Annotated in this window: 25 protein-coding genes and 1 pseudogene; 14 read left to right on the top strand and 12 right to left on the bottom strand. The window is 42.7% G+C overall.

Features of this window, described 5'->3' with window-relative positions:
• Window positions 1–38 precede the first annotated feature (38 nt).
• Window positions 39–698, bottom strand: coding sequence for a hypothetical protein (locus ACFQ38_RS11015; protein ID WP_336822878.1), 660 nt, complete (start codon window positions 696–698; stop codon window positions 39–41).
• 179 nt (window positions 699–877) lie between these two features.
• Between ACFQ38_RS11015 and ACFQ38_RS11020 the strand changes: the two genes are divergently transcribed.
• The gene (locus ACFQ38_RS11020) at window positions 878–1,825 is read left to right on the top strand and encodes an L-threonine 3-dehydrogenase (protein ID WP_336822877.1); all 948 of its coding nucleotides are present in this window, start codon (window positions 878–880) and stop codon (window positions 1,823–1,825) included.
• A 223-nt stretch (window positions 1,826–2,048) separates the two neighbouring features.
• Here ACFQ38_RS11020 and ACFQ38_RS11025 read toward each other — a convergent pair whose 3' ends face one another.
• The 4 genes from ACFQ38_RS11025 to thiD form a co-directional block, all read right to left on the bottom strand.
• Window positions 2,049–3,407, bottom strand: coding sequence for a YjiH family protein (locus ACFQ38_RS11025; RefSeq protein ID WP_336822876.1), 1,359 nt, complete (start codon window positions 3,405–3,407; stop codon window positions 2,049–2,051).
• 275 nt (window positions 3,408–3,682) lie between these two features.
• Complete coding sequence (bshB2, locus tag ACFQ38_RS11030) at window positions 3,683–4,366, bottom strand: bacillithiol biosynthesis deacetylase BshB2 (RefSeq protein WP_381480857.1); 684 nt, start codon at window positions 4,364–4,366, stop codon at window positions 3,683–3,685.
• 126 nt (window positions 4,367–4,492) lie between these two features.
• The gene (locus tag ACFQ38_RS11035; RefSeq protein WP_336822874.1) at window positions 4,493–4,843 is read right to left on the bottom strand and encodes a YojF family protein; all 351 of its coding nucleotides are present in this window, start codon (window positions 4,841–4,843) and stop codon (window positions 4,493–4,495) included.
• A 725-nt stretch (window positions 4,844–5,568) separates the two neighbouring features.
• Window positions 5,569–6,402, bottom strand: a complete 834-nt coding sequence (gene thiD / locus ACFQ38_RS11040) for a bifunctional hydroxymethylpyrimidine kinase/phosphomethylpyrimidine kinase (RefSeq protein ID WP_336822873.1) — start codon at window positions 6,400–6,402, stop codon at window positions 5,569–5,571.
• A 265-nt stretch (window positions 6,403–6,667) separates the two neighbouring features.
• On the opposite strand from thiD, the gene ACFQ38_RS11045 reads away from it, so the two are divergent.
• From ACFQ38_RS11045 to ACFQ38_RS11075, 7 genes and pseudogenes are all read left to right on the top strand, one after another.
• The gene (locus tag ACFQ38_RS11045) at window positions 6,668–7,417 is read left to right on the top strand and encodes a DUF4230 domain-containing protein (RefSeq protein ID WP_381480860.1); all 750 of its coding nucleotides are present in this window, start codon (window positions 6,668–6,670) and stop codon (window positions 7,415–7,417) included.
• A 6-nt stretch (window positions 7,418–7,423) separates the two neighbouring features.
• On the top strand, window positions 7,424–8,101 hold the full coding sequence (locus tag ACFQ38_RS11050; RefSeq protein ID WP_381480863.1) for a uracil-DNA glycosylase: 678 nt from the start codon (window positions 7,424–7,426) through the stop codon (window positions 8,099–8,101).
• A gap of 24 nt (window positions 8,102–8,125) precedes the next feature.
• Window positions 8,126–8,296, top strand: a complete 171-nt coding sequence (locus tag ACFQ38_RS11055) for a uracil-DNA glycosylase (RefSeq protein ID WP_336822870.1) — start codon at window positions 8,126–8,128, stop codon at window positions 8,294–8,296.
• 2 nt (window positions 8,297–8,298) lie between these two features.
• Window positions 8,299–8,568 (top strand): YwdI family protein, encoded by a 270-nt coding sequence (locus ACFQ38_RS11060; RefSeq protein WP_381480866.1) that lies wholly within the window; start codon window positions 8,299–8,301, stop codon window positions 8,566–8,568.
• Between the two features lie 355 nt (window positions 8,569–8,923).
• Window positions 8,924–9,091, top strand: a pseudogene (locus ACFQ38_RS11065) (hypothetical protein); the annotation flags it as partial.
• Window positions 9,092–9,271: 180 nt separating this feature from the next.
• Window positions 9,272–9,652 carry a DUF423 domain-containing protein gene (locus ACFQ38_RS11070; protein WP_381480868.1) on the top strand — a complete coding sequence of 127 codons (381 nt, stop codon included), beginning with the start codon at window positions 9,272–9,274 and terminating at the stop codon, window positions 9,650–9,652.
• Window positions 9,653–9,782: 130 nt separating this feature from the next.
• The gene (locus ACFQ38_RS11075) at window positions 9,783–10,847 is read left to right on the top strand and encodes a beta-carotene 15,15'-monooxygenase (RefSeq protein ID WP_381480871.1); all 1,065 of its coding nucleotides are present in this window, start codon (window positions 9,783–9,785) and stop codon (window positions 10,845–10,847) included.
• 25 nt (window positions 10,848–10,872) lie between these two features.
• On the opposite strand, the gene gerQ is transcribed toward ACFQ38_RS11075, so the two are convergent.
• On the bottom strand, window positions 10,873–11,223 hold the full coding sequence (gene gerQ, locus ACFQ38_RS11080; protein ID WP_336822866.1) for a spore coat protein GerQ: 351 nt from the start codon (window positions 11,221–11,223) through the stop codon (window positions 10,873–10,875).
• Window positions 11,224–11,724: 501 nt separating this feature from the next.
• Here gerQ and ACFQ38_RS11085 point away from each other — a divergent pair.
• The gene (locus tag ACFQ38_RS11085) at window positions 11,725–12,576 is read left to right on the top strand and encodes an aminopeptidase (RefSeq protein ID WP_381480873.1); all 852 of its coding nucleotides are present in this window, start codon (window positions 11,725–11,727) and stop codon (window positions 12,574–12,576) included.
• A 46-nt stretch (window positions 12,577–12,622) separates the two neighbouring features.
• Here the strand turns inward: ACFQ38_RS11085 and ACFQ38_RS11090 are convergent, their stop codons facing one another.
• The 3 genes from ACFQ38_RS11090 to hemQ all read right to left on the bottom strand — a co-directional run bounded on the left by ACFQ38_RS11090 (window position 12,623) and on the right by hemQ (window position 15,197).
• Window positions 12,623–12,919, bottom strand: a complete 297-nt coding sequence (locus ACFQ38_RS11090) for a chemotaxis protein (RefSeq protein ID WP_381480876.1) — start codon at window positions 12,917–12,919, stop codon at window positions 12,623–12,625.
• Window positions 12,920–12,974: 55 nt separating this feature from the next.
• Window positions 12,975–14,246, bottom strand: coding sequence for a methyl-accepting chemotaxis protein (locus ACFQ38_RS11095; RefSeq protein WP_381480879.1), 1,272 nt, complete (start codon window positions 14,244–14,246; stop codon window positions 12,975–12,977).
• Window positions 14,247–14,447: 201 nt separating this feature from the next.
• Window positions 14,448–15,197, bottom strand: a complete 750-nt coding sequence (gene hemQ / locus ACFQ38_RS11100; RefSeq protein ID WP_336822863.1) for a hydrogen peroxide-dependent heme synthase — start codon at window positions 15,195–15,197, stop codon at window positions 14,448–14,450.
• A gap of 178 nt (window positions 15,198–15,375) precedes the next feature.
• Here hemQ and pta point away from each other — a divergent pair, with 178 nt between their 5' ends.
• Window positions 15,376–16,362 carry a phosphate acetyltransferase gene (gene pta, locus ACFQ38_RS11105; protein WP_381480882.1) on the top strand — a complete coding sequence of 329 codons (987 nt, stop codon included), beginning with the start codon at window positions 15,376–15,378 and terminating at the stop codon, window positions 16,360–16,362.
• A gap of 3 nt (window positions 16,363–16,365) precedes the next feature.
• Window positions 16,366–17,217, top strand: coding sequence for a lipoate--protein ligase family protein (locus tag ACFQ38_RS11110; RefSeq protein WP_381480885.1), 852 nt, complete (start codon window positions 16,366–16,368; stop codon window positions 17,215–17,217).
• Between the two features lie 586 nt (window positions 17,218–17,803).
• On the opposite strand, the gene ACFQ38_RS11115 is transcribed toward ACFQ38_RS11110, so the two are convergent.
• A complete protein-coding gene (locus tag ACFQ38_RS11115; protein WP_336822860.1) occupies window positions 17,804–18,439 on the bottom strand; it encodes an RsfA family transcriptional regulator in 636 nt (211 codons plus the stop codon).
• Between the two features lie 186 nt (window positions 18,440–18,625).
• Here ACFQ38_RS11115 and ACFQ38_RS11120 point away from each other — a divergent pair, with 186 nt between their 5' ends.
• Both ACFQ38_RS11120 and ACFQ38_RS11125 read left to right on the top strand, forming a co-directional pair.
• A complete protein-coding gene (locus ACFQ38_RS11120) occupies window positions 18,626–19,948 on the top strand; it encodes an HD domain-containing protein (RefSeq protein ID WP_381480888.1) in 1,323 nt (440 codons plus the stop codon).
• Entirely contained in the window at window positions 19,938–20,456 is a 519-nt protein-coding gene (locus ACFQ38_RS11125) for a YwgA family protein (protein ID WP_336822858.1), read from the top strand. The genes ACFQ38_RS11120 and ACFQ38_RS11125 overlap by 11 nt, the downstream gene beginning before the upstream one ends.
• 56 nt (window positions 20,457–20,512) lie before the next feature.
• Here the strand turns inward: ACFQ38_RS11125 and ACFQ38_RS11130 are convergent, their stop codons facing one another.
• Both ACFQ38_RS11130 and ACFQ38_RS11135 read right to left on the bottom strand, forming a co-directional pair.
• A complete protein-coding gene (locus tag ACFQ38_RS11130) occupies window positions 20,513–21,853 on the bottom strand; it encodes an amidohydrolase family protein (RefSeq protein WP_381480890.1) in 1,341 nt (446 codons plus the stop codon).
• Between the two features lie 94 nt (window positions 21,854–21,947).
• The gene (locus ACFQ38_RS11135; protein ID WP_336822856.1) at window positions 21,948–22,136 is read right to left on the bottom strand and encodes a 2-hydroxymuconate tautomerase; all 189 of its coding nucleotides are present in this window, start codon (window positions 22,134–22,136) and stop codon (window positions 21,948–21,950) included.
• Between the two features lie 68 nt (window positions 22,137–22,204).
• On the opposite strand from ACFQ38_RS11135, the gene ACFQ38_RS11140 reads away from it, so the two are divergent.
• Entirely contained in the window at window positions 22,205–22,735 is a 531-nt protein-coding gene (locus ACFQ38_RS11140; protein WP_336822855.1) for a YwhD family protein, read from the top strand.
• The last annotated feature ends 205 nt before the right edge of the window (window positions 22,736–22,940 follow it).

A 22,940-nucleotide genomic window follows, 5' to 3' on the forward strand; every position in this document is an offset into this window, starting at 1 on the left:
GCTTTTTCATTTCAGAGGAGGGTTTTGTCCCAGCCTCTTTATTTTGCTGAATTTACTGGTAGAATGCTCTCTTCCATTCTCTTTAATGTATAGAATAGCACGTAACGTTGCATACCAACTGCATTGGCGACGGATTGATCCCTTTCAATACGAAAACGCCCACGATCTTTATTTTTCAGCGCTATAATTGCGCTCAATGAATGTTTCATCCACGGAACGGGCACTTTTGATAGAGTGGCAGCAGCAGCTTCTCTATCGTTTTTCATCGCATAGCCGATTCCGCGATAATAATCCTTGTACAACGGATTTGTCATTTGATCAGAAAAAGTAATAAGTTTTTGCCAATCTTTTTGGAAGATAGCCAAGTTTGCCTTATACACTTCTTGTACCTCGGCTTGTGGATATGCCGCCAAGACACGCTTCAATGAATCAATCACTTCCTCATTATTTTCATGAGACAAAGCGTATGCATATTGAAAAATAGGCTTTTTCTTATGCGTTGTCAAATAACGGCCAATCAATTTCATGTTTTTGGATTTGTAAATGACGTAAAATGGATAACCGATCATTAAAGCAATGATGAATAGGATAATTATGATAATAATCAGCCACTCCGGCATCCCGAAAGTATAGAGAATATACGCGAAAAAAATACTTAATAGAATAACGATTGAATAATTAAAAAATTTATTATGCATTCGGGCACCTCGCATTTTCTTTTAGTATAGCAGAAAAGCTTCAAGAATAAAGGATGAATGTTGTATTTCATAGAAGAACATAATATAATCTAAATACATTGATAGAAAAGGATTTTTGATAATAATAATTCGGAAATGTCCTTCCCATAAATACATTTGCACAATAGGAGGAGTCACGATTGAAAAAGATCTTAGTTACGGGAGCGCTAGGGCAAATCGGATCAGAATTGATTACCAAACTCCAAAAAGAGTATGGTGAAAATAATGTTTTGGCGACTGATATTCGAAAACCCCAACAAGCGCAAAATGGTCCTTTTGCTATTTTGGATGTAACAGATGGCAAAAAAATGCATGAAGTAGCAAAAGAGTTCGGTGCCGATACAATTATGCATATGGCTGCATTGCTCTCGGCGAAAGCGGAAGAGAACCCGCTGCTCGCTTGGAATCTAAATATGGGCGGCCTCGTAAATGCATTGGAAGTTGCCCGTGAATTGAATTTACAATTTTTCACACCAAGTTCAATCGGCGCATTTGGTCCATCCACACCAAAAAATAATACGCCTCAGGATACATTGCAAAGACCGACAACGATGTACGGTGTAAACAAAGTGTCGGGAGAGTTGCTATGCGATTATTATTTCCATAAATTCGGCATCGACACAAGAGGTGTCCGCTTCCCAGGTCTTATTTCAAACGTGGCTCAACCAGGCGGAGGTACGACTGATTACGCTGTAGATATTTATTACAAAGCAATCGAAGAAGGGAAATATACTTCTTTCATTGCCAAAGATACCTATATGGATATGATGTATATGCCTGACGCGCTTCAAGCAATCGTGGACTTAATGGAAGCCGATCCTGCAAAGCTGATTCACCGAAACGCGTTCAATGTGACAGCTATGAGCTTTGAGCCGGAAGAAATTGCTGCTTCGATACGCAAGCATATTCCAAACTTCCAACTTACCTATGATGTGGACCCAGTGCGTCAAGCAATTGCAGAAAGCTGGCCTGATAGCATCGACCCATCGGCGGCAGTGGAAGAGTGGGGCTTTAAAGCAACATACGATTTAGATATGATGACAGCCGATATGTTAGAGCAACTGAAGAAGAAATTGAAAGCATCCTAAAGCCGCGATTACGCGGCTTTTTTGAATGCGGTGCTTTACGCATAAAGTTAAGCGACAGTGCATAAATGACGATTCGGAGCTCAAAAAACTTTATAAAAACTCATAAGGCGGCTGTTAAACCGCATTTTTCCGTCTAATACGCATAACGATCTCAACCCACTACATAAAGCCCCACTAAAGTATAAAAAACCCACCGAAGACCAACTCGGTGGGCAAAGGTCTATTAAAACAACAAATGTGCAACGCCTGCTACAATCGGCAAAGCGATCAATGTACGTAATAAGAAAATAACAATCAAATCCAAAATGTTAATTGGAATTTTCGTGCCTAATATTAATCCGCCGACTTCAGACATATAAATCAGCTGAACGACAGAAACTGTTGCAATGGTGAACAATGTAATGGGAGAAGTGATGACGCCGTCTGCCAAAATGACAGGCAAGAACATGTCTGCGAATCCGACGACCATTGATTGTGCAGCTGCAGCTGCTTCTGGAATGCCTAAAACAGACAGGATCGGTTCAAAAGGCTTTCCTAAAAATGTGAACACGCCTGTATATTCCGCTAAAATCAGTGCAACAGTACCGAATGCCATAACAACAGGTGCAACGCCTAACCACATATCCAATACATTTCGCATGCCATCCGTAAACACTTTGCCGATCGATCGGTTCTTCGATGCGGTCTCCAACGCGTTTTCCAAGCCATGGTTCACTACGTTGTAGCCAGCAGGAAGCTTCTCTTCTTCACCTGTGAATGGGCGGCCATCTATGTATTCCTCTTTTTTGCTGCGCAAAGGATAAATGCGAGGCATTACGAGCGCCAAAACGACTCCAGTTAACAGAATTGTCCCGTAAAACGGTAGGAAATATTGCGACATGCCAACCGTATCGATAATGACGAGAGAGAAAGTAATTGAAACGACAGAGAATGTCGTCGCAATAATTGAGGCTTCCTTTTGTGTATAATGCCCCTCCTCATATTGTTTGCTTGTCAATAAAACCCCGATTGTCCCATCTCCAATCCAAGATGCCAATGCATCAATAGAAGAACGGCCCGGCAGTTTAAATAAAGGGCGCATAACTTTCACCATCATCGTTCCGAAAAACTCCAAAAGACCGAAGTTTAATAGAAGTGGTAAGAGTAACCCTGCGAATAAAAAGATAGTGAATAAGAAAGATACGAGTCCATCGGGTGCTAATAACAAGCCACCGGTATCCTCACTCCAAATCGCTTCAGGCCCGATTTGAAATGTCACCATAATTGCAAATATCGCCCCGACTACTCTTGTAATTGCCCAAAAAGGTGTTACTTTGAATAAGCTTTCCAAAAGAGTAGGAGCCCCTGTTCCGTCTGCTTTAGGGATGAACAAATAGATCAATGAGCCGATTGCTGCAATGCTAATCAAAATCATAGCTGTCATAGGCATCGCTGGCTCTAAAAAGCCTGACAGAATATCCGCTAATTTAGCGATTGGCACTTTCCATTCTTCACCGAACTTTAATGGAACCATGAATAAAACGATCCCAAGCAAAGAAGGAATTAAGAAGTAAAACCATGTTGATAAACGATGTTTTTTCAAAATATGATTCCCCTTGTTGAATAAATTTACGTATCATATGAATAATTATACATACTATACGTTTATTCGATTCTTGTAAATACAGTATCTCAAATTTTTACTTTTCAGTCACTACATAGTTTCCATAATTAATATAAAATTAGTATTTTATCTCCTTGCTCCGGTATTTTTACCCTATTTAACTTTGTTTCAAACGATGATGAATAGTAGAGCAGAAGGGATTTCAAAACAAAAAACCCATTGGCAACAAACTTTGCCAATGGGGAAGATCACAGTTATTCAAAATCACGGTCCCAGCGGTACGTATAGAAACGTTCATTATGAAGCCATTTGAACGCTTCGGGATCCTTTTCCGCGAGCCGTTTTTCCATGTCACGCATCATCCAAACGGTTTGAGAAGCGTGAGAGTTTAAAGTCGCCAGTTTTTTCTCGGCAACTGCTTCAACGTTGTGATGAACGTCCGGCTCGCCAATGAGCTCTTTTGTATTATTTGCAAAAGCGATTGTGTAAATCGTCGGCCGTTCGTTTTCATTCATCCTACGGACTGCCCGGATTACTGCTCGGCCGGTAGCATCGTGGTCCGGGTGTACAGACAGTCCAGGGTAGAATGTTATGATGAGGGAAGGGTTCGTATCTTCAATTAAATCGGTAACAAGCTGAATCATCTTTTCATCATCTTCAAATTCGATCGTCTTATCCCGCAAGCCCATCATTCGTAAATCCGTTAATCCCATGGATGCAGCAGCATTTTGCAGCTCCTGCTTGCGTATTTGAGGAAGCGTCTCCCGATTCGCAAATGGAGGATTGCCTAAGTTCCTCCCCATTTCACCTAACGTTAAGCAAGCATACGTAACAGGAACGCCCATTTCAATATAAGAAGAAATTGTTCCCGAGACGCCAAATGCCTCATCATCAGGATGCGGAAAAATGACAAGCACATGTCGTTCTTTTTTTAACATTTCAATAAACCTCCTTATGCCTCACATTCGCCGGAGGCTACCTTTGTTTTAGCAAATCCATCAGCTATGTGGATTTGGTGGATGAAGCTTCTATTTTGAACACTATTTGTTAAATGAATACAAGCATCAATATGTAAACGGTGTCTCGCTAATCTCAAGCGCAACCGCTAACTTGCCATCCGGATCCAAACCAGCCATAAGCAGTCGATCATGCTCATCTACCGTATAATGCGTAATGCCTTGTGCATAAATCCAGCCAGAAGGTAATTTCAAGCCAATACGATGTGGTGAATCACCAGCTACCTTGCCAAGCTCATATTTAACGACAACATTTCGAATAAACGCTCCCGCATTAAAAAAGCCTTCCTTAAAATGGGCAGCATATGCACCGTTTGTCGTTTCGAGATGGATATATACATCTTTGTTTGCATAAGAGTCAAGCAACTCCTGCAGCCGTTCAGGTTTTACGATTTCCATGACAATGCCCCTTTCGATCAATTACGCAACGTAATTGCTTTCGGATTTTTATAGATAAAGTAATAGATTACGTGGATTATGCAGGGATACTCAGAATGTACTGTACTCATTCCGCCTGCTTTATCGTTTGAAAATCCGTTACATCTAACGGAACCTTCACTAAATTCGACTTGATGGTGTCCTGAAGCTGCACAAATGACTTCGACACGTATCCCTCAGTTAATTGTGGCGGGGACTTTCGCCGAATATAGTTAAAAGCCGATGCTTTTAGTATATAGAAAATGGACCGTGAATGCGATTGACGTGCTTTGAGTTTAAGATGTACATTGGTTTGCAAAGAAAAGTGTGAGGTTTGGCAGGTTAGCGAACGTCATGACGTACGGGTAAGCAATGTGAAAACAATATAACGTGCTTGTCACACAATATGGTTTGCGCAACTTAACATAAATTGTTCGCAACGCAATGTGGATAGAGGGCAACACAATATAAAGGTGTGTAATAAACGTAAGTCGTCCGCAGCGCAATGTAAAAGTTCCGAAACACAATGTAAAGGAGCGCAACACAATATAAAGTGCCCGTATCACAATGTAGTTCGCGCAACAAAACGTAAACCGTTCGCCGTGCAACCTGCCCGGTCTATATCCCACTATTGGCGATTCAATACAATAATGTCCCCGCAAACAAATAAAAAATCGAAAGAACGCAGCGCGCTCCTTCGACTCTTATCAAAGTTCTGTAATCGTAATTTCGGGAGCTCCGAACCGGTTTTTCGCTCCGTGCATAACTGGGCCGACATATTCGTTCAGTTTCCAGCCGTTTGCAATCGCTGCTGTAACGAATTGTTTTGCTTCAATCACTGCTTCTTTTACGTTAAGACCGTTTGCCAAGTTCGCTGTAATAGCCGCTGCGAACGTGCATCCCGCACCGTGGTTATAATGCGTTTCAGTTTTTTCAGCTTCCAATAAAATAAATGATTTACCGTCGAAGAATAGATCAGCAGCTTTATCGTGTTGAAGCTGTTTACCGCCTTTAATGACAACGTTGCGGGCACCTAATGAATGAATTTTTTCGGCAGCCGCTTTCATTTGCTCAATTGTAGAAGGGGTTTTCATTCCGGCTAGTTGTCCCGCTTCAAATAAATTTGGTGTCGCGATTTCGGCTTTCGGCAATAAATATTGAATCATTGCATCGACAGTACCTGGGTTCAACACTTCGTCTTCACCTTTACATACCATAACGGGGTCAATGACGACGTGGTCCAGTCCAGATTCGGCAATTGCCTCTCCGGCTGTTTGAATGACTTCTTCAGTGCTCAGCATGCCCGTTTTAATAGCGTCAATTCCTGTTGAAAGAGCTGTTTTAAGTTGCGCTTTCAATACGTCGATCGGAAGGGAGTAGACGCCATGACTCCAATGATTATCAGGGTCCATTGTCACAACTACTGTAACCGCAGTCATGCCATATGTGCCGTGCTCTTGGAATGTTTTAAGATCTGCTTGTATACCCGCTCCGCCAGATGTATCAGATCCGGCGATCGTCAAAGTCTTTTTCAATGTCATGTCGGAATTCTCCTTCGTGTTGGATTGCATTCACCTTTATCTTAATCAACTTGAAGAAAAAATACAATTGTCGGATATTATCGGATGCTCCGTTAAATATGCTACCGACTTATAGAGAACAGACACGACATGTTGTCGAATTCAGTTGTTTTCCATAAAATAACGGACAATAAAGTTGTTTGTTTAGTAACTTTTCGATAGTCTAAACGTACAACTATTAGCGAAGATTTGTAGAGAATACTTTTATAGGGTAGGTGAAGAGGGAATGAAAGATCACAATAGATCAAAAGAGCATAAAAAAGCAATGTCACAATTAGAAGCTTCCAAAAAGGAGTCAGCTGTAACTTTCGAAGAGGTGGCTGGCCGTAGAAGGCGAATTTGGCGTCCTATGAAAATTTTCTCTACGTGGAGAAAATCAATGATCGTTGTTGCAATTCTTCTCATTCTGTTTGTCCTTTCTCTTCCTTTCCTCACATTTAAATATTTAACTTTAGGCAGCACATATACGGAGCAAAAGGGTGTGTTTTTAGAACGCATTCAAGACCTAAAGGAAATTGCGACTGCGGAAGCGTATACGAAAGTTATTATAGAAAGACAGGATAATCAGCTATTTGGACAAGACATCGGTATGGACTTGCCGGGCACGAAGCGGCAACTTTTAGTTGTTGTACCCGGATCGGTCAAGGCGGGTGTGGATTTATCCGGCATGACAGAACAAGACATAGTAGTAGATGAGAATAAGAAGACTGTGAAACTAACATTGCCAACTGCTGAGTTTTTAGGGGGAGCCGAAATTTATTTCGATCAAATTGAAATGTTTTCCTATGAAGGTCTACTCCGGAGCAAAGCTGATATTCAGGAAGGCTATGAAATTGCGGACGAGGCGAAAGAACTGATTATGGAAGAGGCTGCAGCGCAAGGTGTGCTCGATATGGCGAGGTATAATGCGGAGAAAACTTTGAAAGAGATGTTTTCATTCGCAGGATACGACGTGACAATCGAATTTAAGGAGTGAGCAACGTTGGCGAAGCAGATATTTGGAAACGATTGGGACAAAGTTATGGGGGATGAGTTTCAAAAGCCGTATTATCAGAGGCTACGGAAGTTTTTGATTGAAGAATACTGCAATGAAACCGTTTTTCCCTTAATGGAGGATATGTGGACTGCATTTAAGCTGACACCTTACAACAGGGTGAAAGTCGTTATTTTAGGACAAGATCCATATCATGGATTCGGCCAAGCGCATGGGCTTAGTTTTTCCGTAAAACCGGGTGTCAAACTGCCGCCAAGTTTGCGCAATATGTTTAAAGAATTGCAGCAAGACATTGGTTGCGAACTGCCTGAAAACGGTACGCTCACTGGCTGGGCGAAACAAGGGGTCCTAATGTTGAACACGGTTTTGACGGTTCGAGAAGGAAAAGCGCATTCCCATAAAGGCAAAGGGTGGGAGCTTTTTACGGACGAAGTCATCCGAAAATTATCAGCTCGGAAGGAACCAATCGTTTTTATCCTTTGGGGCAGACCGGCTCAAGAAAAAAAGAAGCTGATTGATTTGACAAAGCATGCGGTGATCGAATCGGTTCATCCGAGTCCGCTCAGTGTAAGTCGAGGTTTTTTCGGTAGCAAGCCTTATTCTGCGGCAAATCGTCAATTATTGGAATGGGATGAAAAGCCGATTGATTGGTGCAGGACGTTTTAGTAATGAAATGAAGAGGGATTAAAGATGGCTGTGAATTGTTTTCAATGCAAGTATTTTTATGTAACATGGGACCCGAAACATCCTCGGGGCTGCAAAGCATATGGATTTAAGACACGCGAATTGCCTTCTGTCGTTGTCCGGCGTTCATCAGGGATGGAGTGCATGAAATTCGAAGTGAAGGAAGGGAAGAGGTAAAAATGATTTCAACAGATCGTATTCTATTAGAAATAGATCGGCAACTAAATAATGCCAAAGCAGCAAATGATGAGCGCGCGATTCGGGAGTCTTTAACTGCAATCCGATCGCTTTGTGAAGTAGTGCTCGGCAATGAACCTAAAAATGAAACGCCGCGACTGCTAAAAGCGACAGATGTTACGAGCGTACCAACAATCCAAACGGTTTCAGCATTGGAAGGCAAACCGCTTGAAGAAGAGGACGCTAACGGCGGATCAATATTTGATTTTTAATACGTACTTTCTACTTTTAACGCATAAATCGATTTAACAGCGCATAACCTGCTATGATCGACGCATAACTTGATTCTAAAACTCATAATTCTTTTTAAAAACGCAAAAAGACTACTGTTGCGCGCATAACACTGCTTATTTCACGCATAAATCATTTAATGGACGCATAAACCGATGGGCGTTTTCTTGGGAATCTTTTTGCGGGGAGTTCATTCGGTTTGCATTTGCTGAATGCGATGAACTCGACTTGTAAACGAGTAATTTTGTGTTGCTTGGTGGGCTATATGCGGGTTGAGGCAGGTTATGCATTCCAAATGATTATTTCGGACGTAATTATATTTAGCAATCTGAATGGACGGATATGTGGCAGCGGGCGATGAAATTGGATTATATGCCAATCGTGCATGTGGCGAAGGTGAAGCCGAAAGCGGAACGGTGTGGCCGCAGCGTGGGCGTTTTCCAAGCGGGTGCCGAAGCTTATCAGGCTGTTAGCTTGCAAGCGCAGTCAAGGCGAATTACGTGAGGCCAGCGCCATAGTGAATGATAGAATGCGTTTTTCTTCCACTTCATGCGTTTTAGAGCAGCATCCCTCGTTCCAGCCTCCCACTCCATTTATTAAACCATCCCGCTTCAACTTACATAGCAAAAGAGGTAGTATAGTATACAAGAATTTCATTTTCTGATGAAGAAAGAAGGAAGACAAATGCCATTTTTTATTATAGCAGGGGCAGTGAATGCGGCATTATCTGTCGCATTGGGCGCTTTTGGTGCGCATGCGTTGAAGGAACGCCTGTCTGAGCATTATCTAGCGGTTTGGGAAACAGCTGTGCAATATCAGATGTTCCATGCAATCGGACTCATTGCCGTGGGGATTCTAATGAGCTCATCGCTTCTTGGACCGTCGACCCAATTAAGCTGGGCAGGGTATTTATTGTTAGCGGGTATTATCATCTTTTCGGGAAGCTTGTACGTATTAAGCTTGTCTGGCATCGGTATTTTAGGAGCGATTACTCCAATTGGCGGCGTGGCGTTTATTGTTGGTTGGATTCTGCTGATCATCGCTGCCATTCAGTTTGGTAAGTAAAATATAAAATTTCTTCATCCGTCAAGCGCATAATCGTTTGACGGATTTTTTCATAGCATTAAATAACACGGAATAGTCATCATGATGCGTTCACTTCTTTGATATAATAAGCGAAAAGGGAGGGATTCATATGGCTTTATCGAGCGTTTCATCGAAGCAGAAATGGTTGTTTCTTTTACTGTTTATCGTGCTCTTAAGTAATTTTGCTGTTTACAGGCTACCTGCCATTCCACTTCCACAAGATGCTAACGGAGTTGTTCTTGGTTCGTTGTTAGACTTTTCAATCGTTGCCCCATTGCTAATTCTATCGATTACAAGGAAAAAAGGGTACACCGTTAAAAGATTTTTCACCTTCATGGTTCTTGGTTTAGTTGCTGCTCGATTCATTATACCAGCAGAACATTTTGCGCCGTTTCAATTTGTTCCATTTATAGCGGTTGGCTTTGAAGTCGTCATTCTCATAGCGGAAATTGGGTTGCTTTTTCTATTGGCAAAGCATTTACCCGGCATTTTACGAGAGCTAAAAAAAGAAAAACTCAATGGTTTATTCGCTTTTCCAGCGATCGTGAAGGAAAGAGTGTCATCTCATCCGATCATTTCTATCATTTCAGCTGAAATGCTTATGTTTTATTATGCATTTGCCTCATGGAAACGAAAGCCTATTATTGGGGAGTCAACCTTCACGTTACACCAAAAAACAAGTTATATAGCTTTTAACATTATGCTCATCCATGCAATTGTTCTTGAAACGTTTGGTTTGCATTGGTGGCTGCATGATCAATCGATTCTTTTATCCGTTATTCTTCTCATATTGAACGTTTATTCCATCCTATTTTTCATTGGAGACATTCAGGCGGTTCGGTTGAATCCTCTGAAACTGAATCGTAATTATATGCAAGTCTCTTTAGGATTAATGAAGCGTATGGAAATCCCATATTCTAATATTGAAAACATACTTTGGGAAGAAAAGGCTGCTACTTTTTCATTGAAGCAGCGTGGAACGATTGACTTTATTGCCAAAGATTTTGAGGATGTGAAACCGCAATGTATACTTCAATTAAAGCGTCCGATAAAAGCTGTAATGTTTTTAGGATTTGAAAAGGAATTTCATACGGTTGCGCTCCGTGTCGATGAGCTAAGTAGATTTCGGCAACAGCTTGAACATAAAGTCAATGAAAAATCTTCCCGTGAATGATTCCGGGAAGATTTTTCATTGAAGCTTACGGTGTTTGATCGAAATAAGCGAGTTCTTCGTCGAACTCTGCATAGTCGAAGTAGATCATCGGGAAGAGGAATCGATGATCGGTGCCAATTTCACTAATAATGACGTGATCGCGGCCGGCAGCCTCCACTCTGCCGCGGACGGATATTGTGTTTTCTCCCGCTTCGACTGCATGTTCAAAAGAAAAATGAAATACGCCGGGCTTTCCCCTGTTTAGCCTTAGGATGTTTTCAATATAAGATTCTTCTCTGAATCTTCCCCGGCCGGTGGTTGGAACTGGTACTTGCGGCGGTACGACGGGCTGTTGGGGTTGTTGTGGAAAACCAGGGTACCAATAATACTGAACCATTTTTTCATCCTTTCAAAAGTTTGTGGGCAATCTTTTTCGGTAGGGGAATAGAAGCAATGTGCCTTATCTTTTAGGCATTCCATTCGTAATACCATTGGGCTGGGCATGCGTCGGTTGGTTCGAACAATTAGTGGACCGAGGTGTAGAATTTGAATGCACCCTGCCAGTGTTCGCTTCGTATTCCGTCCGTTTTGATAAAGGTAGCATTTTGTTGTTACTTTAAACCGATCAGCCTTTGAAAGGCTATCAGTTGCAACGGTCGGATATCTTTAAAATCCAGGCGGTTCCGCATATTAGTTTACACCTACATGTTCCAACCATCAGCATTCTAAATTGCCCTTCACCCCTGCTTCAGCACGTAATTATTTTGCTAATACATCCACTTCCTTGTCAGTGGCTTTTAAAACTGCCACAGTTTAACCCCCTCGATAGAACAATATGCTTTTCTATCTTTAATCATGACTTGAAAATAGATATACTATAGGGAAAGGGGGTAATTGTATGAATATTGATAATACTATTCCTGTTTTCATATCTTTTTATAAAACGATTAAACAGTTCTCTTTGGACGATTTGAAAAAATTTCTTAACGACAATGATGCCGTTTATCAAGCATACTTCCCGAATCATTGTCCACGTACAGATGAACGCCTGCAACAAGCGGTAGATCAATATGGAAATAAAATAAGGGAGATCGAAGCTTTTTCGAAGCAATTTCCGGAAATTCTACAAGCTATCGAACGTCGATTTCAAACTACATATGATTTCGATGTCCCATTACATGCTAAATTGATCGTTGGGACATTTGGATCAAATGCTTTTGTAACGAGTGACAATAAACGTGAATTGTATTTTGCAGCAGAGAAATTATCCGCTAAGCCTGATCATATGCGCGTAATTGCAGCGCATGAAATCGGTCATGTGAATCATTTTTCAATGGCGACAAAAGGAGGCATGGACTGGTCAAAAGTCGATTGGATGCATGGGTTGACGACACTTTATACTGAAGGAGCAGCAACTTACTTTTCTAAGCAGATTGTGCCAGATTTGAAGCAATCAATGTATTTTTCATTTGACGATGAAGGAGATCCTTGGGTGCAATGTTATGAAGAGAATAAAGAAGAAGTGAAACGGCGCTTTTTGCAAGATGCCTCGGCAGGGTGGGATATGCCGAAAGAGAAGGAATGGTTCCGTTTATCGGGTGGAAGTTATTTTGGTAGAAATCGTATCGGTTATTTACTTGGAACGGATTATATTGAAAACTTGGTTGAACGATTTGGAGAGAAAAAAGCATTAACGTTCTGGAACGGTAACGATTTGCATGCGGATGCGATAGAGTGGTTGAAAGCTTAAAAAGCGAAGGGGAGTGCCCTTCGCTTATTTATAACTATAAACGGGTTTAAAACTTAAATGATCGTATCGTTTCTTGCAGATCTTCCGCCATTTTTGCCAATGTATCAGAAGCCGCTGAAATCTCTTGCATGGATGCTGTCTGCTCTTCCGCGGCTGCCGCAATATTTTGCGTGTGAGCTGCAGATGCAGTGGAAATCTCGTAAGTTTCGTCCACTATCATGGCGACGTTGTCGAACTGCTGGACATTGTCTTGTAAGGCGCGTGATACGTCCCCGATCTGGGACAATACGTTGTTGACACCTTCAGCGATTTGCTGGAATGCGTCGCCTGCATCATTCACCATGTTGATTCCTTCATTGACAGTGACCGCACTTTGGTTCATTGCAATGACGGAATGGTCATTCCTGAATCGTCTTGATGAGTGAACTGATCTGACGTGCAGAGTCCGCTGATTGTTCCGCCAATAATTTCACTTCATTGGCAACGACTGCAAAACCTCGTCCGTGTTCGCCTGCCCGAGCGGCTTCAATTGCAGCATTGAGTGCGAGTAAGTTTGTTTGCTCTGCGACATTCGTAATCATCGATAGGATGTTTGTGATTTCCTTCGATTTGTTACCTAATTCATTGATAGCAAAGGCAGTTGATGTTGTCTCTTGCTGAATAGTTTGCATATGATTGATTGTTTGTGTAATGACTTTGTAGCCGCTTTGAGCAGTACGTGATGTTTCCGTGGAAGCAGCGTCCGTTCTTTTCATGGCGGTGGAAATCTGTTCTAATTCTTTCGCGATTCGGTTCATTGCATCGCTCGAGTCTTTTGTTTTCGCCATTTGAGCATCTGCACCCTCTGCTATGTCTTGAATGGAACTGGTAACCTGTTCAACGGATCGACTTGTTTGCTCGCTGCTGGCGGACAGTTCTTCTGATGTTGCCGCTACTTGCATAGAAGCTGTGGACACTTGCCCAATCATCTGCTTTAGATTGTCCGTCATGCGATTTGTATAACTTGCCAGCTCGCCGATTTCATCTTTATTGCGAATGTTCAGTTGTTCGGATAGCAAATTGCCGTCCGCCACTTTTCCAACCTTCTCTGTAACAAGTTTTATAGGTCTTGATAAATGATTTGAGAACCAGATAATAACGATCGTTCCAACGATCAAGGTGATGCCAAGGACGATGGATAGAGTGATGAGTAAATCATTTGCGCCGCTATTGAAATCTGTTAAATAAGTTCCGGATACGACAATCCATCCCCAAGCAGGGTCCATTTCCGCATATACAATTTTAGGAGAGATCTTTTCGCTATTAGGCAATTCGAAGTCGAATGTGACAAAGCCGCCTCCGTTTTTAGCAGCTTCAATCGTTTCTTTTGTCGTATACATACCATCCGGAGCTTGGGAATCGTACAAATTTTGGCCTTCCAAGGTCGGGTGGACAATGGCATTTCCGTCTTCATCCAACACGAAGTAGTAGCCGTACTCTCCCATGTCGACTCTGTTTTCCAGAGCGCGTGTCCCGTCTGCCAACATTGGACCGACTAACTTCTCCGCAGCTTTGCTTTGCGCCTCTTTTAACGTCAATGTTCCGTTTTGCACATCGTCATTTAGTACGGCAATCATATTAAGCGCCGACATTACATTGTTCTTAATGCCGGTAGTGCCGACTTCGTTCAAATGGTTTTAGCAGTTATGTAGCTGGATAGCCCGATTATCAAACTGGGAATGATTAACAGAGTTGCGGTAATGATGATAAGTTTGTTTCGAATCGTAAATTTCATTAGTAAGCCCCCTCGTTTTTTATATCGGAAGAAAAAGTTTGTATGTAATAAAAAACTGATGGAGAAACAAAATGTTTCTCCATCAGTTTTATTTAACTCAAACGTTGAAAAACTCGACTTTTTTGTCTCCTTCTAACAACGTGCCGACGAAGAATGATCCGAATACGCCATAGCGCGCGCTCACTTCGTCAAATCTCATTTCATAAACTAATTTTTTGAACTGAAGAACATCATCAGAGAAAAGGGTTACGCCCCACTCGTAATCGTCGAAACCGACAGATCCTGAAATGATTTGTTTCACTTTTCCTGCATAACCGCGGCCGATCATGCCGTGGCTGCGCATCAGTTCTTTTCGGCGATCCATGTCAAGCATATACCAGTTGTCGTCGCCTTCGCGTTTCTTGTCCATTGGATAGAAGCAAACGTATTGGCTGCGTGGCAATTCAGGATATAGACGTCCGCGCACGTATGGATTTTGGTAAGGATCCTCATTGGATTCGCCTGCAAGGTAATTGGATAATTCAACGACCGAGACGTAAGAATAAGCTGGAATTGTGTAATCTGCAATCGTTAATTTATTGAATTCCGCTTCCAGCTGCTGCAATTCATCCATTGTCGGGCGAAGTGTCATCAGCATGAAATCTGCTTTTTGGCCAACGACAGTGTAAAATGCGTGGCTTCCTGTTTTATTTTCATCTGCTTGTTGGAGCTTATCTAAAAAGGCCATGAACTCTTCAACCGCTTCTTGACGTTCTTCTTTTGAAATCAATTTCCAAGACGCCCAATCCATCGTCCGGAAATCATGTAGGACATACCATCCATCGAGTGTAATTGCTGCTTCGTTCAAGTGAATTCAAACTCCTTTTCGTGAATTTGGTTATACGGTTATTGTAGCACAAAGCATCGGAAAACATGTGATACAACGGCTGTTGTCATCAATTTGACATGATGTATATAATTGTTCCTATGAACAGAACTATTGTATGCTTAAAAGACACGATACTATTTGAAGAGGTGGATGGCAAGTGACGGATGTATTCAGCGAGATAAAACGAAAATTAAGCGGTAAGCGAAAAACGATCATTCTTCCAGAAGGTACGGATTTGCGCATAGTAGAGGCGGCATCCCGTTTGCATTCAGAAGGATTTGTGAAGCCTGTTCTGTTAGGGGATGAAACACAGATTGCGGATACCGCTAAAGGAGCAGGCATTGATTTGATGGATATAGAAATATTGGTGCCTGAGGCGGACCCTGAATTTGAGGAATTATGTGAACGATTCGTTGACCGGAGGAACGGCAAGGCTACAATTGAACAAGCCCGTGAGCTATTAAAAGATCCGAATACATACGGCACGATGTTAGTATATACGGGCAGAGCGGACGGACTTGTTAGCGGTGCAGTCCATTCGACTGCGGACACAGTGCGACCTGCATTGCAAATTATTAAAACGAAGCCTAACATTTCAAGGACGAGCGGTGCTTTCATTATGATGAGGGGAGAAGAACGTCTCGTATTTGCAGATTGCGCAATAACGGTCAATCCGACTGCGCAGGAATTGGCGGAAATTGCCGTGGAAAGTGCTAAAACGGCTAGAGCATTTGGCATTGAACCGCGTGTTGCAATGCTTTCATTCTCAACGAAAGGTTCTGCTGTCACCGAAGAGACGACGAAAGTAGTTGAAGCCGCGGAAATTGCGAAGAAATTAGACCCGGAATTGTTGCTTGACGGAGAATTCCAATTCGATGCGGCATACGTACCAGAAGTGGCAAAGAAAAAAGCTCCAGATTCAGTTATTAAAGGGGATGCGAATGTATTCATTTTCCCTTCATTGGAAGCGGGCAACATTGGCTACAAATTGACGCAACGCTTAGGGAACTATGAAGCGATCGGACCAATATTGCAAGGCTTGAACGCACCAGTAAATGATTTGTCGCGTGGATGCTCGGTCGAAGACGTCTACAAACTTTGCCTCATTACGGCAGTGCAAAGCTTACCAGATGAGGAACAATAAACAGTGGGAAATCGAGTGTCAGATGTTCAATTCAGTTTGCAAAAGAAACAATGGCGGCTCATAGACGAATCCATTTCCGCCAAAAAGCGATCAGCGCTTGAATCATTCGCTATGGACGACACACTTTGTCATTTAGTCGGCCAACAAATGAGCGTGCCGACTGTTCGCACTTGGGTACATGACAATACAGTCGTCTTAGGCATCCAAGATCATCGGCTGCCCTATATTGGCGAAGCATTGCCTCACTTAGAAGAGTCGGGCTATCAATTTATCGTCCGCAATTCAGGTGGCCTTGCAGTCGTTTTAGACGAAGGCGTGTTGAATGTTTCCCTTGTTTTATCAGAAAGAGAAGGATCGATTGATATCCCGGAAGGCTATGAAGCAATGTTGGAATTCGTCCGTTTACTCTTCCCGGAAGTTGGAGATAAAATCAAAGCTTACGAAATCGTTGGCTCCTATTGCCCGGGGACATATGATTTAAGCATAGAAGGACGGAAATTCGCCGGTATTTCACAGCGCCGCCTACGCCAAGGCGTTGCGGTGCAAGTGTATTTATGCGTTGAAGGCAGCGGGTCCGAAAGAGCTGAATTGATCCGCAAACTTTATAATGAAGGACTTCGAGGAGAACAAACAAAATTCACTTATCCGACGATCAAGCCGGAAGTGATGGCGTCCCTGTCGGAACTGACAGGAGAGCATCTCACGGTCAACGACATCGTCATTCGCATCCAAATGCTTTTGCGAGCTTTGTCGGAAGAAGAAATTCAAACGGGCGGGCTAACTGCAGAAGAAATGGAACTTTATTCGTTTTACTTGAAACGAGTAGTAGAGCGGAATCAGAAGATGTTGAAGTAGTGTAGCGGAGTAAGTACCGAGTGAGGAACTTAGGCGTTTAAATAGTGCATATATGCACTATTTAAACGATTTATGAGTAGATTGGAAATCTTTATGAGCTTGTTGAGAGGGTTATGCGTATAGAGAGCAACTTATGAGTCATTAATTTGCTTTATTCGTTTTCAAAGCGACTTATGCGTCTACTGTAGACTTTATACGCAATTGCCATAAGTCATGCGTTCATTAATGGGGAAATTGTATTGAATAGAATGTTTATGGAAGTTTCTGCACTTTTGGTGGAATAGTATCGACAGCTGCTAAGTGAAGGCGCCCCCCAAGCGGCAGCCGTAGCCATAAGACTGTCAGCGTGAAAACGCTGGCGAGTCTTATGGCGGAAGGCATCCGCCAGCGCCGAAGCGGTGCAGTTATAAGAGAATTGTATTGAATATAGGACTCTATGCAAGCTTTCTGCGCTTAAAGGATACGTATCGGCTTGTCCCTGTGCTCAGGAATAAGCGCATGCCCCTTCTAAGCGGTCCCGCTATAAAGTGCAATGCAAGCAGTCTATAAACGCGACAATAGCAATATATGCAAAAAAACCGCCGGATCAATGATTGATCGGCGGTTCTTTTGATACTAAATTTCCATTGCGCTCCATCGTGAAGACCGGCGCGGTCCGCTCCGACTCATCATCCAACGTCACAAGACGTCTTGCCCGGTTCATAATTTGGACAAATTGCTCATAATCATTGCGCAATGTTTTATTTTCTTGGCGAAGCTTCTCGATCTCTTTTTCAAGACCTTCCACTTTATCATTTGCGATTTTAGCAGTCTGCTTCCAACGCAGAGACTCCGAATCACTCGCTCCAGTATGATGTAAGCGAATCAAATAGGCGATTACCGTATCCAATGAAAGCGCAGATAGCGGTACAGCTACCTTTTCTTCATCACCAATCCCAACTGATGGATTGTATAATTGCTGGCTGCGTCGCTTGAAATCGGCGCCCAATACTCGCATCGCCTGTTTCCGCTCCTTCTTCGCCTCTGCCAACTCTTTCTCATACTCTCGGCGAACGACCGCATTCCATCTGAAACCGCATGCTGCGGCAGTCCGGTTCAGCTTATCGCCAACTTCCTCAAACGCACTTAACTGGGTGCTACCTTCCCGGACATGTCGCAGCACCGTTTCAGCTAATAAAATATCATTTTCCTCAAGCCATGCATCCTGTCTAACTTTCACCATCTCCATGCCTCCTGCCATGTTCATAGTCTCTTTCTACGAACAGTTTGGACAGGGTTCAATACTTTTATTCATCCAAATTGGACACTTTGAAAAAACCTTACACTATTTGAATAAAAACCTTTCTTTTCATCAACAGCTGCCCATCCTTTTTGCTATAATAAATAAAATGGACGTGGAGGTGGCGCAATGGATTATAAATATGAAAAGCTTTTCGAAGAGAAGGTGTTCAAAGATCCGGTGCATCGGTACATCCATGTGCGCGACAAAGTGATATGGGACGTGATCGGCACGCGCGAATTCCAAAGGCTTCGCAGAATCCGTCAGTTGGGGACGACATATTTAGTCTTCCATGGTGCGGAGCATAGCCGATTCCAGCATTCATTGGGCGTCTATGAAATTGTGAGACGTATCATTGATGACGGGTTCAGCGGCAGGGAAGAGTGGAATGATGAAGAACGGCTATTGACGCTGTGTGCTGCTTTATTGCATGATTTAGGGCACGGTCCTTTTTCGCATGCGTTTGAAAAGGTATTTGCGCTTGATCATGAAAAATATACACAAGCTATTTTGACAGGGCCAACTGAAGTCAACGCGGTCCTCCGTCGAGTGTCATCTGATTTTCCGCAAAAAGTGGCGGATGTCATCGGGAAAACGTATCCTGATAAATTGGTCGTCAGCTTGATTTCAAGTCAGATTGACGCCGACCGAATGGATTATTTACAGAGAGATGCTTATTATACAGGGGTTTCCTACGGCCATTTTGATATGGAACGGATTTTGCGCGTCATGCGGCCTGCGGAAGAGCAAGTCGTCATTAAGTTTAGCGGCATGCATGCGGTGGAAGATTATATAATGAGCCGGTACCAAATGTATTGGCAAGTCTATTTCCATCCTGTTTCTCGAAGTGCAGAAGTCATTTTGATCAAAATCTTGCATCGTGCGAAGCACTTACATAATAGCGGCTATGCGTTTGCGCAGGAGCCCGTGCATTTCAAGTCATTTTTCGATCAATCCATCGAGTTAGAAGACTACATATCTCTTGATGAGAGCATCCTATTAACGTATTTCCAATGGTGGCGAAAAGAAAATGATCCCGTATTGGCTGATTTATGTGATCGTTTCATTAACAGACGGCTGTTCCAATATGCTGAATTCGAACCGGCAACTGAATACCGGAAGGTTGTAGAGCTGGAGCAGTTGTTTAGAAAAGTGGGAATTGACCCGGAATATTATCTTGTCACGGATTCATCGTCCGACTTGCCTTATGATTTTTATCGGCCAGGTGAGGAGAACGAGCGTGTGCCAATCTATTTGCAAATGGCGAGTGGGGAGCTGCGCGAACTATCCCGGTCATCGGAAATTGTCGATGCGATATCGGGCAAAAGAAGGACAGACCATAAAATTTATTTTCCTGAGGATTTATTAGATAAAAAACAGGATGACCCGCACATCAATCAGATTTTGAAGATGCTGAGAGGATCGGAAGGAGTGGACGAGCTTGTTGATTGAACATGCCAAAATAGTGCAGTTCATTTCACTGGCGAATGAAGTGAACGGCCGGAAAAAGCTCCAAAAAATGGTGTACATCGCGAAAAAGATGGAGTTTCCGTTTGCCGAAAAATACGAGTTGCATATGTACGGCCCTTATTCGGAGGAGCTAACATTGCGAGTGGAGGAGCTTTGTGAAATGGGATTCTTGGCAGAGCGTTGCGAGGATAAAGGCTCCTATGTCCAATATAGCTACAATGTAACTGAAGAAGGAGAGCGCTTTGTAGAGATGGCGGGGGAACCCCATGATCTATTATCGGTTTGCATTGAGAAGATGAACGGCAAAAGCTCAAGATTTTTGGAATTGGTTTCAACTCTTTTATACTTCGATTATTTGCCGCAAGAAGAGCAAGTGGAGAAAGTCAAAATTGTGAAGAGCAAATTGAATTATACAGAAGAAGAAATCGAATCCGCTTTTGAATTTATTGAAGAGCTTCAAAAGGGTGCGGGCGTACCGAACAATATGTAACACTGTTAGAGACTGTAAAAAAGTAGCTATGCACTTTTTTACAGTCTTTTTCGGATTCAATACATTTGTTGATTTTTTGGTAGGAGACCTACCTCTTCAAAATGCTGCAGTAACTTTTCCAGAAACCTCTCAACTTCCTCATCAGATGGCACAGCGTTTAGTAAATCTTTCGGGGTGAATGCTTTACCACCTTTAACGACTAAGCTAATCTTTCGGGTATGCTTTATATCAACCAATGGATTGTTCTCCAATATTGCCAAGTCTGCCATATTGCCGACGATAATATTACCTAAATCTATGCGTTGTAAAGCTTTTGCGGCGTTGATTGTTGCGGCGGACAGCGCTTCAATTTCTGTAAAGCCACTCTCAACGAATAATTCCAATTCTCTGTGAAGCGCCATGCCAGGGAACGTGAAAATGCCTGCTGGCGTATCCGTTCCCGTGACAACCGTTCCGCCTGCTTGGTGATACAAGTAAGCGATCTTTTTAATGATTTTATGCTGCCTGCCGAGAAGCTCCAATCCTGCGGAATGTTGCAGGAACATTTGCCATTGAGCGATCAATCCTTGATTCTCAAAAGCCTTGTCAATGACGGGGTGTGTTATTTTCCAATAATTTTCCAATAAACGTGCTTGATCGTAAAAGGCTATTGTTGGGCATAACTTGACGCCTTTTTTAATGAGATGTCGACAAATTTCAATAATGGAATCCTCATCCGGCTCATCCCAAGGAATTTCATTCCATACGTTTGCCTCTGCCTGCGTAGACCATTGCGGATACATCGCTTGTATAAAACCAGACGCATGTTCATTCCAGTCGATCCCCATATCAGCAGCATCGACCGCGTTTACTTGTGTGGAATGGATTAAATCGCAGCTAACTTCCTTATGATGCAATTTTGCTTCTTCGACGGCAGCACGCATCATTTCCGGCATTAACTTATTGTATACTTTTATGAAAGAGGCCCCTTCCTTCACTTGGCGCCGGACTTCTTCAATAACTTTTCGCTCATCATCTGTACTTAAATTAAAAGGTCCTGTTTCTCCCCATAAACTTTTAGAACCATCGATCAACCGATCAGTCGAAATTATGCGTGGAGTCGGTGCATCGGATGGCGCTTCAATCATGTTGTGCAGCTCGTATAAACTGCCTGCCATATTCCGAACTGTAGTAACGCCAGCTGCCGTAAAAAGGGGAGCAAACCCCATTTTTATGTGGACATGCATGTCGATAAGGCCAGGGATGATCCATTTGCCGCTGCAATCGATAATCTCTGAACCTGTTTGCAAATTTGTGGCTACAGCCAATATTTTATTTCCGTTAAGTAAAATATCTTTTTGCACAAATTGGCCTTTCTCAAAATCCAAAACTTGCCCGCCTTTTAATAGAACACTCATCATCCCATCCCCTAACGGCAAGGTTTTATAATTCTGATAATTAATGGATGCATATTAAAAAGCAATTGGAATGAACCAATCGCCTTATATGTTTTTATTCCCCGTCGCTTAAACGTTTGCCTCCGACGGCATAATGGTTTTTCGGCATTTCCTCAATAAAGACAACAACATTTTGCGCTGGTGCTCCTGTCGTTTCAGCTACAGCTTCCGTCACTTTTTCGCAAAGTGCCCGTTTTTGTTCCTCCGTGCGTCCTTCTAACATTTTAACAGTTACATATGGCATGTCATTTCCCCCTTTCGGTTAAACTTCGGTATAGTATATATGATAACAGAGTGGAAGGTGGTATTGGAATGACGAATGAACAGAAGCCAAAGAAGAAAATGGGATTTACAATTATAAAAAACGATCCGACAGATGGGCATAAAGGGTTCGGCATCGGATCTTTGTCATTGGAAAACGTATCGCCGGTCATTGTCGATATTGAAGAGGGAGAGGCCCGTATTGAAATTGGTGCCATGCACGCCCGAAGCGATACAGAACGGGGTGTCAAATTTACGACAAACCGAGAAGACTCGGAAGGCGGAAAACCGTATTGGCTCGTATGGGTTACGATCGATTTCAAGGAGTCCGGCCCGTATTACGCCGGAGTTACAGCTTGTGAAATGGTTGTAAATAAGGAAAAACGGCGTGGCTACAAAATTTTGGCCGACCATGTAAATAAAATGGATAAATCAATGAAGCGTCATATTATCGTTGACCATATGGATGAAAAATCGAAAAAGATTTTGGCTGACTTCCTATCAAGCCATAATAAAGAAATGTGGGATCGCAGTGAGCCAAAACTGCATATCGATTTAGGCGCCGACTCACCAGAATTATGAACAAACTGTGAAATTTGGCAGTAGAAGCGCTATCGAAGGTTGAATGTTACTCGTAAAGCAAGTACACTAAAAATACAGCTTGCAATTGTAGGCTAGGACAACCGCACGATACCATATTGTAGAAAGGGATTCACACCAACCCAAGCGAGAATCCTAATCTATAGTAGGCATCGCCGGAAAAAAGCTTTCCTCCCTGAACGATTCA

Source organism: Sporosarcina contaminans (assembly GCF_042679045.1).
Classification (GTDB): Bacteria; Bacillota; Bacilli; order Bacillales_A; family Planococcaceae; genus Sporosarcina; species Sporosarcina contaminans.

What these genes read in the sequence shown, in the direction of transcription:
- ACFQ38_RS11045 (WP_381480860.1), top strand. Translation starts at nt 6,668, where the DNA reads ATGAAAGATCACAATAGATCAAAAGAGCATAAAAAAGCAATGTCACAA.
- ACFQ38_RS11085 (WP_381480873.1), top strand. Translation starts at nt 11,725, where the DNA reads ATGAATATTGATAATACTATTCCTGTTTTCATATCTTTTTATAAAACG.
- gerQ (WP_336822866.1), bottom strand. Translation starts at nt 11,223, where the DNA reads ATGGTTCAGTATTATTGGTACCCTGGTTTTCCACAACAACCCCAACAG.
- ACFQ38_RS11015 (WP_336822878.1), bottom strand. Translation starts at nt 698, where the DNA reads ATGCATAATAAATTTTTTAATTATTCAATCGTTATTCTATTAAGTATT.
- ACFQ38_RS11130 (WP_381480890.1), bottom strand. Translation starts at nt 21,853, where the DNA reads ATGAGTGTTCTATTAAAAGGCGGGCAAGTTTTGGATTTTGAGAAAGGC.
- ACFQ38_RS11115 (WP_336822860.1), bottom strand. Translation starts at nt 18,439, where the DNA reads ATGGTGAAAGTTAGACAGGATGCATGGCTTGAGGAAAATGATATTTTA.
- ACFQ38_RS11035 (WP_336822874.1), bottom strand. Translation starts at nt 4,843, where the DNA reads ATGGAAATCGTAAAACCTGAACGGCTGCAGGAGTTGCTTGACTCTTAT.
- ACFQ38_RS11055 (WP_336822870.1), top strand. Translation starts at nt 8,126, where the DNA reads ATGGCTGTGAATTGTTTTCAATGCAAGTATTTTTATGTAACATGGGAC.
- ACFQ38_RS11060 (WP_381480866.1), top strand. Translation starts at nt 8,299, where the DNA reads ATGATTTCAACAGATCGTATTCTATTAGAAATAGATCGGCAACTAAAT.
- ACFQ38_RS11075 (WP_381480871.1), top strand. Translation starts at nt 9,783, where the DNA reads ATGGCTTTATCGAGCGTTTCATCGAAGCAGAAATGGTTGTTTCTTTTA.
- thiD (WP_336822873.1), bottom strand. Translation starts at nt 6,402, where the DNA reads ATGACATTGAAAAAGACTTTGACGATCGCCGGATCTGATACATCTGGC.
- ACFQ38_RS11120 (WP_381480888.1), top strand. Translation starts at nt 18,626, where the DNA reads ATGGATTATAAATATGAAAAGCTTTTCGAAGAGAAGGTGTTCAAAGAT.
- ACFQ38_RS11070 (WP_381480868.1), top strand. Translation starts at nt 9,272, where the DNA reads ATGCCATTTTTTATTATAGCAGGGGCAGTGAATGCGGCATTATCTGTC.
- bshB2 (WP_381480857.1), bottom strand. Translation starts at nt 4,366, where the DNA reads ATGTTAAAAAAAGAACGACATGTGCTTGTCATTTTTCCGCATCCTGAT.
- ACFQ38_RS11140 (WP_336822855.1), top strand. Translation starts at nt 22,205, where the DNA reads ATGACGAATGAACAGAAGCCAAAGAAGAAAATGGGATTTACAATTATA.
- ACFQ38_RS11090 (WP_381480876.1), bottom strand. Translation starts at nt 12,919, where the DNA reads ATGGTGAATGATGCAGGCGACGCATTCCAGCAAATCGCTGAAGGTGTC.
- ACFQ38_RS11135 (WP_336822856.1), bottom strand. Translation starts at nt 22,136, where the DNA reads ATGCCATATGTAACTGTTAAAATGTTAGAAGGACGCACGGAGGAACAA.